General features: G+C 34.4%; 14 protein-coding genes and 1 tRNA gene. 9 read left to right on the forward strand and 6 right to left on the reverse strand.

The genetic code is table 11. The features are described from left to right. Positions 1 to 82 precede the first annotated feature (82 nt). Together N4T20_RS06465 and N4T20_RS06470 are read left to right on the forward strand one after the other, a co-directional pair. Positions 83 to 1,075, forward strand: a complete 993-nt coding sequence (locus tag N4T20_RS06465) for a hypothetical protein (protein ID WP_260672256.1) — start codon at positions 83 to 85, stop codon at positions 1,073 to 1,075. Positions 1,076 to 1,192: 117 nt separating this feature from the next. Beyond that, on the forward strand, positions 1,193 to 1,852 hold the full coding sequence (locus N4T20_RS06470; protein ID WP_260672257.1) for an HAD family hydrolase: 660 nt from the start codon (positions 1,193 to 1,195) through the stop codon (positions 1,850 to 1,852). A 286-nt stretch (positions 1,853 to 2,138) separates the two neighbouring features. On the opposite strand, the gene N4T20_RS06475 is transcribed toward N4T20_RS06470, so the two are convergent. From N4T20_RS06475 to N4T20_RS06490, 4 genes are all read right to left on the reverse strand, one after another. Beyond that, on the reverse strand, positions 2,139 to 3,506 hold the full coding sequence (locus N4T20_RS06475) for a DNA cytosine methyltransferase (protein ID WP_260672258.1): 1,368 nt from the start codon (positions 3,504 to 3,506) through the stop codon (positions 2,139 to 2,141). 43 nt (positions 3,507 to 3,549) lie between these two features. After that, positions 3,550 to 4,512, reverse strand: coding sequence for a hypothetical protein (locus tag N4T20_RS06480; RefSeq protein ID WP_260672259.1), 963 nt, complete (start codon positions 4,510 to 4,512; stop codon positions 3,550 to 3,552). Further along, on the reverse strand, positions 4,496 to 4,735 hold the full coding sequence (locus tag N4T20_RS06485; protein WP_260672260.1) for a helix-turn-helix domain-containing protein: 240 nt from the start codon (positions 4,733 to 4,735) through the stop codon (positions 4,496 to 4,498). Before N4T20_RS06485 ends, N4T20_RS06480 begins: the two co-directional genes overlap by 17 nt. A 254-nt stretch (positions 4,736 to 4,989) precedes the next feature. Next, positions 4,990 to 5,071, reverse strand: a tRNA-Leu gene (locus tag N4T20_RS06490). Positions 5,072 to 5,181: 110 nt separating this feature from the next. Between N4T20_RS06490 and N4T20_RS06495 the strand changes: the two genes are divergently transcribed. From N4T20_RS06495 to N4T20_RS06515, 5 genes are all read left to right on the forward strand, one after another. Continuing rightward, positions 5,182 to 6,570, forward strand: a complete 1,389-nt coding sequence (locus tag N4T20_RS06495; protein WP_260672261.1) for a dipeptidase — start codon at positions 5,182 to 5,184, stop codon at positions 6,568 to 6,570. A 291-nt stretch (positions 6,571 to 6,861) separates the two neighbouring features. Beyond that, a complete protein-coding gene (locus N4T20_RS06500; RefSeq protein WP_260672262.1) occupies positions 6,862 to 7,290 on the forward strand; it encodes a hypothetical protein in 429 nt (142 codons plus the stop codon). Between the two features lie 18 nt (positions 7,291 to 7,308). Further along, the gene (locus N4T20_RS06505; RefSeq protein ID WP_260672263.1) at positions 7,309 to 8,271 is read left to right on the forward strand and encodes a DUF6624 domain-containing protein; all 963 of its coding nucleotides are present in this window, start codon (positions 7,309 to 7,311) and stop codon (positions 8,269 to 8,271) included. Then, positions 8,268 to 8,642, forward strand: a complete 375-nt coding sequence (locus tag N4T20_RS06510; RefSeq protein WP_260672264.1) for a BlaI/MecI/CopY family transcriptional regulator — start codon at positions 8,268 to 8,270, stop codon at positions 8,640 to 8,642. Before N4T20_RS06505 ends, N4T20_RS06510 begins: the two co-directional genes overlap by 4 nt. After that, positions 8,639 to 9,862 carry a M56 family metallopeptidase gene (locus tag N4T20_RS06515; RefSeq protein ID WP_260672265.1) on the forward strand — a complete coding sequence of 408 codons (1,224 nt, stop codon included), beginning with the start codon at positions 8,639 to 8,641 and terminating at the stop codon, positions 9,860 to 9,862. Before N4T20_RS06510 ends, N4T20_RS06515 begins: the two co-directional genes overlap by 4 nt. Before the next feature lie 217 nt (positions 9,863 to 10,079). Here N4T20_RS06515 and N4T20_RS06520 read toward each other — a convergent pair whose 3' ends face one another. Next, positions 10,080 to 11,444 (reverse strand): saccharopine dehydrogenase family protein, encoded by a 1,365-nt coding sequence (locus N4T20_RS06520; protein WP_260672266.1) that lies wholly within the window; start codon positions 11,442 to 11,444, stop codon positions 10,080 to 10,082. A gap of 188 nt (positions 11,445 to 11,632) precedes the next feature. Here N4T20_RS06520 and N4T20_RS06525 point away from each other — a divergent pair, with 188 nt between their 5' ends. After that, complete coding sequence (locus tag N4T20_RS06525) at positions 11,633 to 12,019, forward strand: DUF423 domain-containing protein (protein ID WP_260672267.1); 387 nt, start codon at positions 11,633 to 11,635, stop codon at positions 12,017 to 12,019. A 301-nt stretch (positions 12,020 to 12,320) separates the two neighbouring features. Next, complete coding sequence (gene pckA, locus N4T20_RS06530; RefSeq protein ID WP_260672268.1) at positions 12,321 to 13,925, forward strand: phosphoenolpyruvate carboxykinase (ATP); 1,605 nt, start codon at positions 12,321 to 12,323, stop codon at positions 13,923 to 13,925. A 123-nt stretch (positions 13,926 to 14,048) separates the two neighbouring features. Here the strand turns inward: pckA and N4T20_RS06535 are convergent, their stop codons facing one another. Next, positions 14,049 to 15,107, reverse strand: coding sequence for a phytase (locus N4T20_RS06535; protein WP_260672269.1), 1,059 nt, complete (start codon positions 15,105 to 15,107; stop codon positions 14,049 to 14,051). Positions 15,108 to 15,131 lie beyond the last annotated feature (24 nt).

The following is a 15,131-nucleotide window of genomic DNA, read 5'->3' on the forward strand; positions in this document are numbered from 1 at the left end:
TTGGAATTAATGTTTTTTGAAAGATTATTCTATTAGTTTTGTTTTAACTAATTCAAAATCAAATCCAAAATCTTAAGAACCTATGAAAAAAATGATCTTACTTTTATTGGCTGTTGCAGGTGTTTCCTGTTCGAGTGACTCAGAAGGAAGTAATTATACCACATACGGAACAGTCAGCACAATTGCAACAAATGTTTTTGCTACCATGCAGTTTCCTTCGGCATTAACTATGGATGCAAACGGTAACATTTATGTTGCGAGTTTTGAATCTCGAATCATTAAAAAAACAGATAAAAATGGTATAGTGACTACTTTTGCCGGTTCTGGCAAATATGAAGATTCAGACGGTGTAGGCGAGACGGCTTCTTTTACAACAATTTCTGCCCTTTCAACAGATTCTCAAGGCAATGTTTATGTTATGGGGAATAATGATGGAGCCGTACGAAAAATAACTCCAAAAGGTGTTGTGAGTACATTTTTAAAAAAATCTGATATTGGTTATGGTACGATGGGAATTTTTATTGATAAAAATGACAATATGTATCTTTCTACAGGTCCAGGAATATTAAAACGTACCCCTGCAGGAGTGCTAACCCTTTTGGCAGGTGATCCTATTGATGCTTCAGGCGCGCGTGATGGTAAAGGAAAAGAGGCTCGATTCAGCTCTGCGGCGTTTATGGCTATGGATAGTAAAGGTGTTTTGTATGTGAAAGAAAATATGGGCGCCAAAGGAATTCGAAAAGTAACACCCGATGGAGTAGTGACAACACTTACGGTTACTGTAAAAAAAGATGGGGTAGATGAAATCTATACTAATTTAGAAGATGCGCAAGGTATTGCTATTGACAAAAATGACAATATTTATGTGTCAACCGAAGAAAACAATATTTTGCAAATTACACCAGACGGAAAAGGAACTACTATGTTTGGAAATGAAAGAGGTTATAAAGATGGTCCTATTAAAGATGCTTTAATCAATGGAATTGGCAGAATAGAATTTGATAAAAATGAAGACCTCGTATTTATAGAAAACAGAGCAAATGGCATTAACATTCGTAAAATATCTCGAAAATAATAAATGCAGAAGTTCAATAGAAATATTTTCTTCTGATAGTTTCGGAGGAGGTCAATTAAACTTTGCGGTACACAACACTTATCAGTATCTTGCGAGCTGTAAAACAATAATAAAATTATGAGCCAGCAATGTGTAATTTTTGATATGGACGGCGTGATTTGCCACACCAATCCGCATCATGTAGTCGCTTTTGAGGAGTTTTTTAAAAAATACAATATTCCGTACACGCAAGAAGACTTCGAAGAGCATATGTACGGAAAACACAATAGTTATATCATGACACATTTTTTCAAACGTCCGATTGCGGGAGAGGAACTGATAAAATTAGAAGACGAAAAAGAAGGAATGTTCCGTGAGATCTATAAAGACAAAGTCGAAACGATTCCGCATTATATGGACTTTTTAAACGAATTAAAATCTTGCGGGTTTAAAACGGCTGTTGCTACATCTGCGCCTCGCGCGAATTTGGATTTAATTGTCAATTCCCTAAAACTAGGAGAAAAAATGGATTCGATGATGTCATCAGAAGACGTTACATTTCATAAGCCAAATCCAGAAGTATATCTAAAATCGGCAGAACGAGTTGGAGTTTCTCCGTCTGATTGTGTGGTTTTCGAAGATTCTTTTTCAGGCATTACAGCAGGGTTAAGCGCCGGAATGAAAGTCGTAGGTGTTTTGAGCACGCATACAAAAGAAGAGCTTCCGCCATGCGATTTTTATATTAATGATTATAGTGAGATTAACGTCGACAAAGTTTTGGAACTATTAAACAACTAAAATTTTTAAACCATATAAGAGATATAAGTTCATTTAGATAAATGAGCATAATTTGATTTGCCTCCGGCTTTCGCTGGAGGTTTTTTTATGTTTAAAAAGGAGGAAGGTCTGAGTAAGTTTTTGATTTGTAATGTTTTGCGTGTAATTTAATTCTCTTTAATTTGTATTTCAGATTTCGATGCTATTATGAAGTCAGTGAAAGAAAAAACGAATTTTTTGAACGGTTTAAATTTAATGGTAAAAACGCATTTCAAATTAATTATAAACCCATTATCGGTTAGGGTTCTTATGCCTGTTTTAATGTTTTTTCTGACAAGCTAATTTCAGTCATTAATTTTTCAAGTTGGATGTTCATTTTAATGTTTCTTTCGGCTTTGCGTCTTAAAATTCCTTTGCAAGCTTGAGGGCTTAAATAAAATTTTTCGGGAACATTATCAACTTGAATAATGTCTTTAATTGAGCTTTCAATAGGAGTATTTGGAATTGCCGAGCTGTTTAGATATAGTTTTTGATTTATTGAAATCACATTTTCAAGAAGAAATAGGTCTGCATCTAAATTATTAAATGCCTTTTTGGTTGATTTGTACCAACAAGTTATTTCTTGATTTGATTTTTGGTTTAAAAAGTTGTTTATTTGACTGCCTATCCATTTTATAACTGGTATAGCCCAAGAGTTTCCAATTGCTTGATAACGATTTGTGTTGCTATTGCCATTTACTGAAGTGTAATTGTCAGGAAACCCCATTAATCTCTCACATTCTAAAGGTGTAAGTCTTCTAATTCTGTCTTCTTGTGCGATATATAAAGAGCCATTATATGCGGCTGCGTTGCCATTCCATTTTGTACCATATGCGGCATAAAGACAGTCTGTATATTCTCTGAAAAATTCAAACTTATTGTTGTTTTTGTAAAATACATTTTCAACAAGTTTTTCTTTTTTTGGATTGCTTTCAGAGAATAAATTAAAAACATTTTCGTTTGATTTTTCTTGTTTATTAGCTTTAATTTCCTTTACAATATTTTGAGTGTCAAATTCAAATAAAACTTGGTCAGGTCTAAAGTCTTTGCCGCCTGCAAGCACATATAATCGTTTTCTTTGCTGCGGTAAGCCGAAATATTTCGCGTCAATAACTCTCCAAGCAACATTTCTGCTTTTTCCTTCTAAATAACCTGATTTGGTCCATTTATTAACTTTAATTTCATCATCAAAGCCAGCAAGTCCTGCAATAAAATTCCCAAATGCATTTGTCTTATCGTTTAAAACCCCTTCTACGTTCTCCCAAAGAACTATAGAGCGATCTTTTTTTTCCTTTTTTCTTATTTCATCAATTGCATTAGCAATTTCAATAAATGTAATAGTAAGTTGTCCTCTTTTGTCTTCTAAGCCATTTTTCCAGCCTGCAAGTGAAAAAGCTTGGCATGGTGTGCCGCCGCAAAATAGATCTGGTGCTTGTACTTTTCCTTGCAATATCATTTCAGGAAGCTCGGTCATATTCCCTAAATTGGGAATATTAGGGTAGTGATGATTTAAAACTTTTGATGGAAATTCCGCAATTTCGGAACTCCACAATTGCTGATATCCAAAAGGAGAAAAAGCTAATTGAGAAGCTTCGATGCCTGAGCAAACGCTGCCAAAAGTTAATTTTTTTTTCATCGCTATTTATTTTTTCTCTTTTTGCAAAGATACTTAATGATAATTATAGAGTATGGATTTCTTTAGTGTTTTTGCTCATAAATTCATTTAAACAATCTCTCCATTTTTGAATGTCATACCAGCCACAGCCAATACATCCTTTTTCTGCATCTTTTCCGACACGAGGAAATTCAGCAGACCAATTCTCATTGCCGTGGTAATAAAAATTTATCCCATATAGTTTTCCTCTTTGTCCTGTTTGAAAGCATTTTCTACAAACTTCTCTCTTTTGCTGGTTTCTTTGGTTGTCTATAAGTTGAAATTTTTCTTTTATTTCAATTTCAGACATCTCATCTGGATTTTCAGCTCTTGTTGCTTCGTCCCATCGAATTTCAGGAAATTTATGGTCAGGTAATAAGCCATTTTTGTTGGCAGAGCTTAATTCATAAACATTTACTGCTTTCAATGCAACTATTGCTTTTGCTTTAAAGGTAGGCGACATGACTTCATAGCCTCTTACGCCTCCTTTTGGTAAAGGAATCAACTGAATGTGTGTATCAGTTTCGGACTTATCCTTAACAATTCTTCTTGTGTTAGTAGCTAGAGTGTATCCGAATTCTTTTATATCTTGAATTCTACGTGCAAAATTTCTATTAAGTGGTAAATCATGTTGTACGCTATTCCATTCGAGATTTAGAAGTTGGTCAAAAAAACCTTTTGTAGTTTCTTTACCGCTCATTTCATCATTCCATCTTTTCTTTTCAGTTGCAACAAAATCATCAATTGCTTTTTTTGAAAAAAAAGGATAAATGGTGTTTAGATAATCAATTAAATCTTCAGGAGTTTCAATAAATAAACCTGTTCTTCTATAAAAATAAGGAATTGAGCCTTTCCAAGAATAACCATCGTTTTGTACAATAGTTACGTCAATATATTTTTCAGATGCTTTTGAATGGTTTCTAAAGCCTTCAACAATTATATATTTGTTGTTAAGTAATTCATTAAATGCTTCAATTGTTATTTCCATTATTGCTGATTTTTAAAAGATCTTCAATGTTGACCCGTAAAGCGTTAGCAATTTTTTCCATATTAATGAGCGTGATATTTTTTTCTGCTCGTTCAATCATGCCGATATATGTTCTGTGAAGGTCCGCACGGTGTGCCAGCTCTTCTTGGGAAATATTGAGATGCCGTCTATGTTTTCTAACGTTCTCTCCAAAAATATTTAATATGTTGTGTTTTGAAATCATTGCTAACTAAAGTCTTCACAAAGCTAATTTTAGTATACAGTTTGCGCTACAGACTATAATTAGCATTTCTGTTAAAACCTCTTGTTGGTTCTGTATTTTTCTTAAAAAGTCATATTGTTAATAATGTAAGTAATGCGATAAAATATTTTTCAGAGTAGTAAAAAGAAGTTAGCTTATTGTAATTCTTTAAGAAATCATTAGTAAGCTTGAAAAACAAAAAAGCTTCTGAAAAATCTTCAGAAGCTTTTGTTAAGTGCGGATAATAGGACTCGAACCTACACGCCTTGCGGCACCAGATCCTAAGTCTGGCACGTCTACCAATTTCGCCATATCCGCGGTAATTGTGGGTGCAAAGATAGGCATACTTTTGAATTATCAAAGCATTTTTTGAAAATTTTTTTTAATTCTCTTTTTTGTACTTTTGGATTTCTATAAAAATAATTTAAATGGAAAATATTAAGTCCTACGTTCAACAACATAAAGATCGGTTTATCAACGAATTGATCGAATTATTAAAGATTCCGTCGGTTAGTGCCGACACTGCATATTCTCAAGATGTTATTGACACAGCAGAGGCTGTAAAAGAAAGTTTATCAAAAGCAGGGTGCGATTATGTCGAAACTTGCGACACTCCAGGTTACCCAATTATCTACGGAGAAAAAATTATAGATCCAAATCTTCCAACGGTTTTAGTTTACGGCCACTACGACGTACAGCCGCCAGATCCATTAGAATTATGGACTTCGCCACCTTTTGAACCCGTTATTAAAACAACAGAGATTCACCCAGAAGGAGCTATCTTCGCGCGTGGAGCGTGTGACGACAAAGGTCAGATGTATATGCACGTAAAAGCGCTTGAATTAATGGTGCAAAGCAATACGTTGCCTTGTAATGTAAAATTCATGATTGAAGGTGAAGAAGAAGTTGGTTCGGCAAGTTTGGCTTGGTTCGTAGAGCGCAATCAGGAAAAACTGAAAAACGACGTGATCTTGATTTCAGATACAGGAATGATTTCAAACCAGCAGCCATCTATCACAACAGGTTTAAGAGGTTTGAGCTATGTTGAGGTAGAGGTTACAGGCCCAAATCGCGATTTGCATTCAGGTTTATACGGAGGAGCTGTGGCGAATCCAATTAATATTTTGGCTAAAATGATTGCTTCACTTCACGACGAAAACAATCATATTACAATTCCGGGATTTTATGATAAAGTAGAAGAATTATCTGCAGAAGAAAGAGCAGAAATGGCAAAAGCGCCTTTCAGCTTAGAAAAATATAAAAATGCTTTGAATATTGCTGATGTTTACGGCGAAAAAGGATATGTGACCAACGAGCGCAACTCCATCCGTCCGACTTTAGACGTAAACGGAATCTGGGGCGGTTATACTGGCGAAGGTGCTAAAACGGTTATTGCGAGCAAAGCTTTCGCTAAAATTTCGATGCGTTTGGTTCCAAATCAGGAATGGGAAGAGATTACAGAACTTTTCACCAAACATTTTACAAGCCTTGCTCCAGCTGGAGTTACGGTAAAAGTTACGCCTCACCACGGTGGTCAAGGTTATGTAACGCCAATTGACAGTATTGGTTATCAGGCTGCCAATAAAGCATATACAGAAACGTTTGGAGTTCCTGCAATTCCGGTTCGTTCTGGAGGAAGTATTCCGATTGTAGCTTTGTTCGAAAAAGAATTAAAAAGCAAAACCATCCTAATGGGATTTGGTTTGGACAGCGATGCGATTCACTCGCCAAATGAACATTTCGGAATTTTTAATTACTTGAAAGGTATTGAGACTATTCCTTTGTTTTACAAGTATTTTGTGGAATTAAGCAAATAAGGTGTTTTGCCACGAAGGCGCTAAGACACTAAGTTTTGTTGTGTTTTACTCGCAAAGACGCAAAGATTTTTTGATACTTTACCAAAGTTTTAAACTTTGACAAAGTTAATTCAGATACAAATCCGTTCAGATATGAGCGGATTTTTTTGTTCACCATGTTTTAAGATTCAAAAGAAAAACCTTTGTCACTTTGTACCTCTGAACCTTTACATCAAAAAAAAGAACGCTTTTTCTTGCATATTTAAAATTTAACTCTACATTTGTAGAAATAAATCTATAATTGTAGAGCAAATGAATTTAAAAAACCTTTTTTTGTTATTGTTTTGCGGATCAATGCTTTTAAACTGCAAGAGCAAACCGATTAATCAGAAGATCGATAAGAAAAAAGAAGGCGTTTGGATCGATGCATATTCGCAAGACGGAACCAATTACAAGTCGTATGAATATTATAAAAATGATCTTCCGGTAAAAAAGTGGAAAATGTATATTAATGGAAAAATCTATAAAACAGAAAAATATAAAAACGGAATCTGTATTGTAAAAAGCTATTACGAAAACGGAAAATTAGAATCGAAAGGAAAAACTAAATTTGAAACTGATTCGATTCAGTCGCATTGGTTTTATTATGGCGAATGGAAATTCTTTTTAGAAAATGGAAAGCTGAAAAATATCAAAAATTACGACAAAGGCGAATTAATCTCAGAACATACTATTAAATAAAGTAACCAACCTAAAACTATGAAAAAAATAATTGCTTTCAGTTTTATTGTAATGAACTGTTTTTTTCTGCAAGCGCAAACCTATAAAGAATGGGTTCGTAAAGCAGACTCTTGCTATACGGCAAAAAATTATGAATTGTCTGTTTCGTATTATGAAAAAGCTTTTAAAATTGAACAGAAAGATTACCGAGATTTATATGATGCTGGCTGTTCTGCATCTATGGCAAAAATGAATAAAAAAGCATTTAAATGGCTGAATCTGTCTATCGATAACGGTTACGAAAATATTGCTCATATAAAAATTGACAACGATTTGAAGCCTTTGCACTCAGAAAAAGAATGGAATAAAACAATTGAAAAACTGCAGAAGAAATTAGATATTATTGGAGCAAATTATGATAAGGTGCTGGAGAAAGAACTTGCAGCAATTTATACCGATGATCAAGAGATTAGAGGGGAATTCATGAATGTTTATAGAGCCTCAAAACCTGATAAAAAGAAGATAGACAGCATTGGTAAAATTATGCAAAGAAAAGACAGTATCAATCTCATTAAGATTATGAAAATACTGGACGAAAGAGGCTGGCTAGGAAAAAATGTAGTAGGTACGCAAGGAAATCAGACTTTGTTTCTGGTGATTCAGCATGCCGATTTAAAGTATCAGCAAAAATATTTGCCTATGATGCGAGAGGCCGCTAAAAATGGCAATGCAAGTCCAGCAAATCTTGCGTATTTGGAAGATAGGGTGGCTTTGAGGGAAGGAAAAAAACAAATTTATGGCAGTCAGAGTTCGAAGAACAAAAAGACCAATAAAATTTGCATAGCGCCGATGATAGATCCAGATAATGTCGATAAAAGACGTGCGGAAGTAGGATTGGGGACTATGGCTGAATATGCAGTCAAATTGAACATCGAATGGAATTTGGAGGAATATAAAAAGGAATTAGCTGAAACAGAAAAACTTGAAAACACTAAGCAATGACACAATTATCAAACGCAGAAGAACAGTTAATGGAGCATTTATGGAAGCTTGAAAGAGCTTTTATGAAAGATTTGCTCGAAGCGTATTCGGAGCCAAAACCAGCAACAACAACTGTTGCGACACTTTTGAAACGCATGATCGACAAGAAATTTGTAGCGTACAACGAATTCGGAAATTCAAGGGAATATTACCCTTTGGTAAAAAAAACAGATTATTTTTCTAAGCACGTAAAAGGGCTTATCAGCAATTTTTTTAATAATTCGGCTTCACAGTTTGCTTCTTTTTTTACGACCGAAACTAACTTGTCGGCTTCAGAATTGGAAGATCTTAAGAAAATAATCGATTCAGAAATTCAAAAAAAGAAAAAATGATAGCGTATCTTTTAAAATCAGGGTTACTGCTGGCTGTTTTTTATGCAGTATATAAATTGCTGTTGGAAAACGAAAGAATGTTTCGTTTTAACCGCGCGTATCTTCTCGGAAGTATTGTTTTTAGTTTACTAATTCCGCTGCAATTGTTTTCTATTGCGCCGCTTTTTCCGGCAAAAATTAAAACGATTCAATTAGATGAAATTATGATTGTGACTAATGAATCAATCTTAAATGAAGTTTCATATTATGAGATTTTGTTTTTCTTTTTAGCCACAGTTTATGTTCTTATTGCGGCAATTTTACTCATTCGATTTATTTTAAATGTATCTTCTTTTTTCTTGAAAATGAAAAAGAATTCGGTAGCATTTGTAGAAGATCAAAAATTTGTTTTAATGAAAGAAACAATTTTACCGCACTCTTTCTGGAATGCTATTTTTATCTCTAAAGAAGATTTTGCAAACGGAAGAATTCCTTCTGAATTAATCGCTCATGAAAAAGCGCATTTACAGCAAAAACATACTTTGGATATACTTTTTGCTGAGGTGCTGCAAATCCTATTTTGGTTTAATCCTTTATTTGTTTTGTTCGAAAAAGCTATAAAACTCAATCACGAATTTTTGGCAGATGAAGCAGTAAATAAGCAATTTGGAGAAATAAAAAACTACCAGAATTTGCTGTTGGATTTTGCATCAAACCAACATACAGTTGCATTGGCAAGCAATATCAATTATTCAATAACCAAAAAACGTTTACTTATGATGACAAAAAAAGAATCTATTGCAAAAGAAATTGGCAAAGTATTTATTGTTGAAGCGATTTGCAGTTTGTTATTATTTGCTTTTAATGCAGAGGCAGCATCGCAGCCAAATGCTAATTTGAGAGGCCAAAACGGCAATCCTATTAATTACGTATCTGCTAATACAAAAGAACCGCAGTTTCCTGGCGGAATAGAAAAGTTCTATATGTTTGTTGGCCAGAATTTTAAGATGCCAGAAGAATTTTCTAAACAGAAAATAGAAGGGAAGCTTTTTATTGAGTTTATGGTCGAAAAAGATGGAAGCCTTTCAGAGTTTAACGTAGTGAAAGATTTAGGATATGGAGCCGCAGATGAAGCAATAAGAGTTTTAAAACTTTCGCCAAAATGGATTCCAGCCACAGAAAACGGAAAACCCGTGAGAGTGCTGTACAGCTTACCAATTACGCTTAAAAGTGATAAGTAAAGTTTTTTTCTTCTAAGCTTCTAAGATGCTTAGTTTCTAAGCTTTTTTCTTTGTCAAAGTTTTAAACTTTGACAAAGATTGAATTTGCGCAGAAACCTTTGTCCCTTTGAGTTTGCATCTTTGCACCTCAAAAGAAAAAAAAATCCGCTTCTTGATGGGAGAAGCGGATAAAATTAAAAACTAATTAAAAAAAATTCTAAAAACATGCAGACCCAGACTAAAACAAGTCTGGATTGTATCCAAAATAAGGTACATTCTGTTCGTTAAAAATGACCCCGTACTCTTCTAACTCTTTTAAAATAGGCTCGTAGACTTCTTTTTTAATTGGAAGCTGAACGCCTGGAGTGGTGATTTTTCCATTTAAGATTAATAAAGTAGCAATCGCGACCGGAAGTCCGACTGTTTTTGCCATAGCTGTATAAGTTTGGTCTTCGCCAATGCAAACCATTTTAGAATCGATCTGTTTCTTTTCTCCGTTCAATTCATAGCCAAACTTGTGATACATTACAATCATATCTTTGTCATCTGGTTCTAGAGCCCAGCTATCGGTCAAGATTTTTTCTAAAATTTGTGCTGGAGTAGCGTTTGGCAGATTTACCTTTTTGTTTGGGTTAAATAAATCCAGTTCCAAAAGCTTATCCCACATAATATCGTCTTGATCAATTTTTAAAAGCAGTCGGGTTTTGATTTCAGCAGAATCGGTTGGATGATACGGAAGGAAAGAATTGATAAACTGGCGATAGCTCATGTCTTCAGAGCCCTCGATAATGTAACTGTCATCAGTCATTCCGAGCTGTACAAACATATTCCATGCTCTCGAAAAGCCAACTCTTCTTATTGTGCCTCTATATAAGGTAAGAACATCATCTAAACCATACACTGAACGATATTTAAGAGAATCACGATTAGAATACGCCTCAAACTTTCCGTAGCCTTCTACTTCTAAGAATTCGGTTCTGCGAAATAAAGCGCTGTACGGAATGTATTTGTAAGTGCCTTCCTGAATAAATTTTGCAGCGCCGCCTTGCCCGGCCAAAACTACATTTCGTGGTGCCCAAGTAAATTTGTAATTCCATAAATTATTGTCAGATTCAGGAGCTACTAATCCGCCGCAAAAAGACTCAAACAAAAGCATTTTTCCGCCTTTTGACCTGATTTCGTCAATGACTTTCATGGCACTCATGTGGTCGATGCCTGGATCAAGACCAATTTCGTTCATAAAAATCAGATTGTTTTTTACTGCTTCTGCATTCAATGCCTGCATTGCATCACTGATGTAAGAGGCTGTAACGAGATGTTTTTTAAATTCAAGACAATCTTTTGCAATTTCGATATGCAGATGCGCGGGAAGCATAGAAATTACTATCGACGCATTTGCAATGGCTTTTTTTCTTTCGTCAGCATTAAAAATATCTAAGGCAAGCGGAGTGGCATTTGGATGATCTTGTGTTTTTGCTTTTGCAAGATTCAACGAAAGATCAGCTACAGTTAAATGCAGTTTTTCCTCATTAGATTTTGATAATAAATAACGGATCAAAGAAGATGCAGATCTTCCTGCTCCAAATATTAAAATGTTTCTCATGTCTTAAATATTTAACACAAATATATTTAAATGTTATAAATATAACAATTCAAATTAAAGAAAATTAAATTATTTTTTTCGCAAAACCCGAAAAATAATTTGATTTTGTTCTAAATAATCTAAAAAGTAAAGCGATTTTTCGGTTCGTTTGAAGTATTTTTGTTTCAAATTTCAAAAGAGAATACATTATGAAAAGAAGAATCGTTCTAACGGGAGCTTTTATTGGTATGCTGGCTATTATTTTGGGTGCTTTTGGTGCTCATTTATTAAAAAAATATCTTTCGGTTGATCAATTAAATACTTTTGAAGTTGGTGTTCGTTATCAAATGTATCACGCTCTATTTCTTCTTTTTTTATCGACGCAAAAAGATATTGCAGAAAAGACCTTAAAAACGATCTACAATTTAGTAGTTGCAGGTGTTCTGCTTTTCAGCGGTTCAATCTATTTATTGGCAACAAAAGACTACACACTTTTCGAATCTAAAATTATCGTATTCGCAACACCTTTGGGTGGTTTCTTATTAATTATTGCTTGGATGCTGTTATTCTTTACGATTTTGAGGAAAAAATCATAAAATCCCGAAAAAAAAATTCTGTCTAAGAATTAATCTTTAATTTTGTCACATAAATAACATATAACTTTATTTGTGTGACTTTTTTGTATTTTCTATTGTTAAACAAAAATAATATAACAAATTCGCGTATAAGGTTGTAAATAAACAAATTAGAAGCGGTTATTTTTTTCTTTTTGTACTTTTAAAAGTAAAATTTCTCTTTTTTCGCATAAATCAAAGTGAAATTTAAGTATTTTGAAAGAAATAAAAATTAATCTGTAATTTTGCTTTAAACAAAAAATCACACACAACTTAAAAATTTATGGACACTAATACAGTTTTGGCGCAATCGATTTCGTTAAAGGAGTTAGGGATTGAAAATGCAAAAGTTCGTTATCAACTATCTGCAAATGAGTTACATGAGATTACTTTGCAGTCAGGTCAAGGTGTTGAGAATTCTACTGGAGCATTAGCGATTAATACAGGAGAATTTACAGGTCGTTCTCCGCAAGATCGTTTTATCGTAAAAGACGATATTACAAAAGATCAAATTTGGTGGGGAAATGTAAATATCCCATTTGAGCCCCAAGCTTTTGAAAAGCTTTATAATAAGGTAACAGCATTTTTATCAAACAAAGAAGTTTTTGTTCGTGATTCTTATGTGTGTTCTGATCCAAATTATAGATTAAATGTTCGTGTTGTAACAGAAACTGCTTGGTCAAACTTGTTTTGCTACAATATGTTCTTACGTCCAGAAGCTTCAGAACTGGCTAATTTTACTCCAGAATGGACAGTAGTTTGTGCTCCGAGTTTTATGGCAGATCCTGCTGTAGATGGAACACGCCAGTCTAATTTTGCTATCTTAGATTTTACTAAAAAAATTGCTTTAATTGGAGGAACTGGTTACACAGGAGAAATGAAAAAAGGAATTTTTTCTGCATTAAACTTTATTCTTCCAGTTTTCAAAAATACACTTCCAATGCACTGTAGCGCCAATGTTGGTGAGGCAGGAGATACAGCAATCTTTTTCGGGTTGTCTGGTACTGGAAAAACGACTTTATCTGCAGATCCAGAGCGTAAATTAATCGGAGACGATGAGCACGGCTGGACAAACGAAAATACTGTTTTCAATTTTGAAGGCGGATGTTATGCAAAAGTGATCAATTTAACAGAAGAAAATGAACCAGACATTTTTAGAGCGATCAAAAAAGGAGCGCTTTTAGAAAATGTGGTTTTCAAAGCTGGAACAAATGTTGTTGATTTTGACGATGTTTCTATTACTCAAAATACTCGTGTAAGTTATCCTATTACACATATTGATAATGTACAGCCAGGTTTGATTGGACACAATCCTAAAAATATATTTTTCTTAACGGCAGATTCTTTCGGAATTTTGCCTCCAATCTCAAGATTGACTCCAGGTCAGGCAGCTTACCACTTTATTTCTGGATATACGGCAAAAGTTGCTGGTACAGAAGCTGGTGTAACAGAACCGCAACCTAATTTCTCTGCTTGTTTTGGAGCTCCATTTATGCCTTTGCATCCAACGCGTTATGCTGAAATGTTAAGCAAAAAAATGAAAGATGCAGGAGTAAAAGTTTGGCTGATCAATACAGGATGGACTGGAGGAGCTTACGGAACAGGAAGCCGTATGAAGCTTAAATATACTCGTGCTATGATTACTGCTGCATTAAAAGGAGAATTGAATGATGTAGCGTTTAAAAACCATGAAGTATTTGGAATTGAAATTCCTCAAGATTGTCCAAATGTTCCTGTGGAAATTTTAAATCCTAGAAATACTTGGGAAGACAAAGATTTATACGATAAAAAAGCGTTAGAATTGGCACATAAATTCAAAGCTAATTTTGCCAAATTTGAAGAGTTTGCAAATGCTGAAATCTTAGCAGGCGCACCGATTACAGAATAAAAGGAATTATTTGATTCAAAAATAAAAAAGCTGTTCAGAGATGAACAGCTTTTTTTAGTTGGTTTCCAATCGCAGTAAAAAAATAGACACTGAACACAAACTGCGACTGAAAACCTTGAGACTTTATTTTTTAGACTCGTCTATACGTTTCTGGATTAGATCCCAAGCGTAATAGTGGAAAGTCATTCCGTTGCTCATTGCTACAAAAAGTCCGTTTTTATATTTTGGACCTAAGTTTACACTTGTCACATCTGCGCCATCACATTCAATTGTAGAAGTTGGAACTTCAGCTAACAATGGATGATTGTTTGGGTTTCCGTTTGCACCTTCTCTTGGGTAAACCATAAAAGAATTTGCCTGCTGGTTTGATACTAAAATATATCCAGTAGAATCTGTTTTTTTGTAGATCGCAATTCCTTCATGATCTGCTTTGAAATCTTTCTGACCAAAGAAAGCCAATTCTTTATTGTCATTTAAAGCAGGATCTGCTTTGTATTTTCTAATTCCGGCCTGTTCGTCGCAATAGTAAACAAAACCTAATTCGTTATCGACAGCAATGGCTTCGATTTCTTTCTTTCCGCTATAAGTTCCGAATTTGCGAACCACTTTTGCTGCAGCAAATTTTCCGTTTCCAAAAAGTTCATACTGCCATAAATAACTTCCAGATGGGCCTGTTTTTCTTCCCACAATAGCAAAAATCTTTCCGTCGCTTGGGCGCGTATATAAAGCTACGCCCATAGGATCGCGTTGAGATTCTCCTTCAAAAACAGGAATTCCCCCATTGTCAATTGGTTCTAAATCAGGTAAACTAAAAATTCTGATTTTATTTTCTTCACGTTCTGTTGTAACTGCAACGTCTACTTTTTTTCCGTCTATAATCAATCCGTAAGCGATATCGACATTGTTTGGACGTTTTAACGGAATTGATTTTTTAAGGATTTTTCCATTCAAATCAAAAGCATATAAACCTCCGTCGGTGTCTTTATCTGTGCCTACAATAATGCTTTTGGAAGCATCGGTTGGGTTAATCCAGATAGAAGGATCGTCTGTGTCGTGAGGCAGCGCTTCTGTAACTGCTGTTGGTTTTAAGGCATTTGGCTGAATCGGCGCTAATTTATCGTCTTTGCAAGAGGTAAAGGCAAGGTTTAAAAGTAAAAAAACGACTAAAGATTTATTTTTCATTTGTGTTATATTTTAATGCAATTA

It is taken from the genome of Flavobacterium sp. TR2 (genome assembly GCF_025252405.1).
Taxonomy (GTDB): domain Bacteria; phylum Bacteroidota; class Bacteroidia; order Flavobacteriales; family Flavobacteriaceae; genus Flavobacterium.

What these genes read in the sequence shown, in the direction of transcription:
- N4T20_RS06465 (WP_260672256.1), top strand. Translation starts at nt 83, where the DNA reads ATGAAAAAAATGATCTTACTTTTATTGGCTGTTGCAGGTGTTTCCTGT.
- N4T20_RS06470 (WP_260672257.1), top strand. Translation starts at nt 1,193, where the DNA reads ATGAGCCAGCAATGTGTAATTTTTGATATGGACGGCGTGATTTGCCAC.
- N4T20_RS06475 (WP_260672258.1), bottom strand. Translation starts at nt 3,506, where the DNA reads ATGAAAAAAAAATTAACTTTTGGCAGCGTTTGCTCAGGCATCGAAGCT.
- N4T20_RS06480 (WP_260672259.1), bottom strand. Translation starts at nt 4,512, where the DNA reads ATGGAAATAACAATTGAAGCATTTAATGAATTACTTAACAACAAATAT.
- N4T20_RS06485 (WP_260672260.1), bottom strand. Translation starts at nt 4,735, where the DNA reads ATGATTTCAAAACACAACATATTAAATATTTTTGGAGAGAACGTTAGA.
- N4T20_RS06495 (WP_260672261.1), top strand. Translation starts at nt 5,182, where the DNA reads ATGGAAAATATTAAGTCCTACGTTCAACAACATAAAGATCGGTTTATC.
- N4T20_RS06500 (WP_260672262.1), top strand. Translation starts at nt 6,862, where the DNA reads ATGAATTTAAAAAACCTTTTTTTGTTATTGTTTTGCGGATCAATGCTT.
- N4T20_RS06505 (WP_260672263.1), top strand. Translation starts at nt 7,309, where the DNA reads ATGAAAAAAATAATTGCTTTCAGTTTTATTGTAATGAACTGTTTTTTT.
- N4T20_RS06510 (WP_260672264.1), top strand. Translation starts at nt 8,268, where the DNA reads ATGACACAATTATCAAACGCAGAAGAACAGTTAATGGAGCATTTATGG.
- N4T20_RS06515 (WP_260672265.1), top strand. Translation starts at nt 8,639, where the DNA reads ATGATAGCGTATCTTTTAAAATCAGGGTTACTGCTGGCTGTTTTTTAT.
- N4T20_RS06520 (WP_260672266.1), bottom strand. Translation starts at nt 11,444, where the DNA reads ATGAGAAACATTTTAATATTTGGAGCAGGAAGATCTGCATCTTCTTTG.
- N4T20_RS06525 (WP_260672267.1), top strand. Translation starts at nt 11,633, where the DNA reads ATGAAAAGAAGAATCGTTCTAACGGGAGCTTTTATTGGTATGCTGGCT.
- pckA (WP_260672268.1), top strand. Translation starts at nt 12,321, where the DNA reads ATGGACACTAATACAGTTTTGGCGCAATCGATTTCGTTAAAGGAGTTA.
- N4T20_RS06535 (WP_260672269.1), bottom strand. Translation starts at nt 15,107, where the DNA reads ATGAAAAATAAATCTTTAGTCGTTTTTTTACTTTTAAACCTTGCCTTT.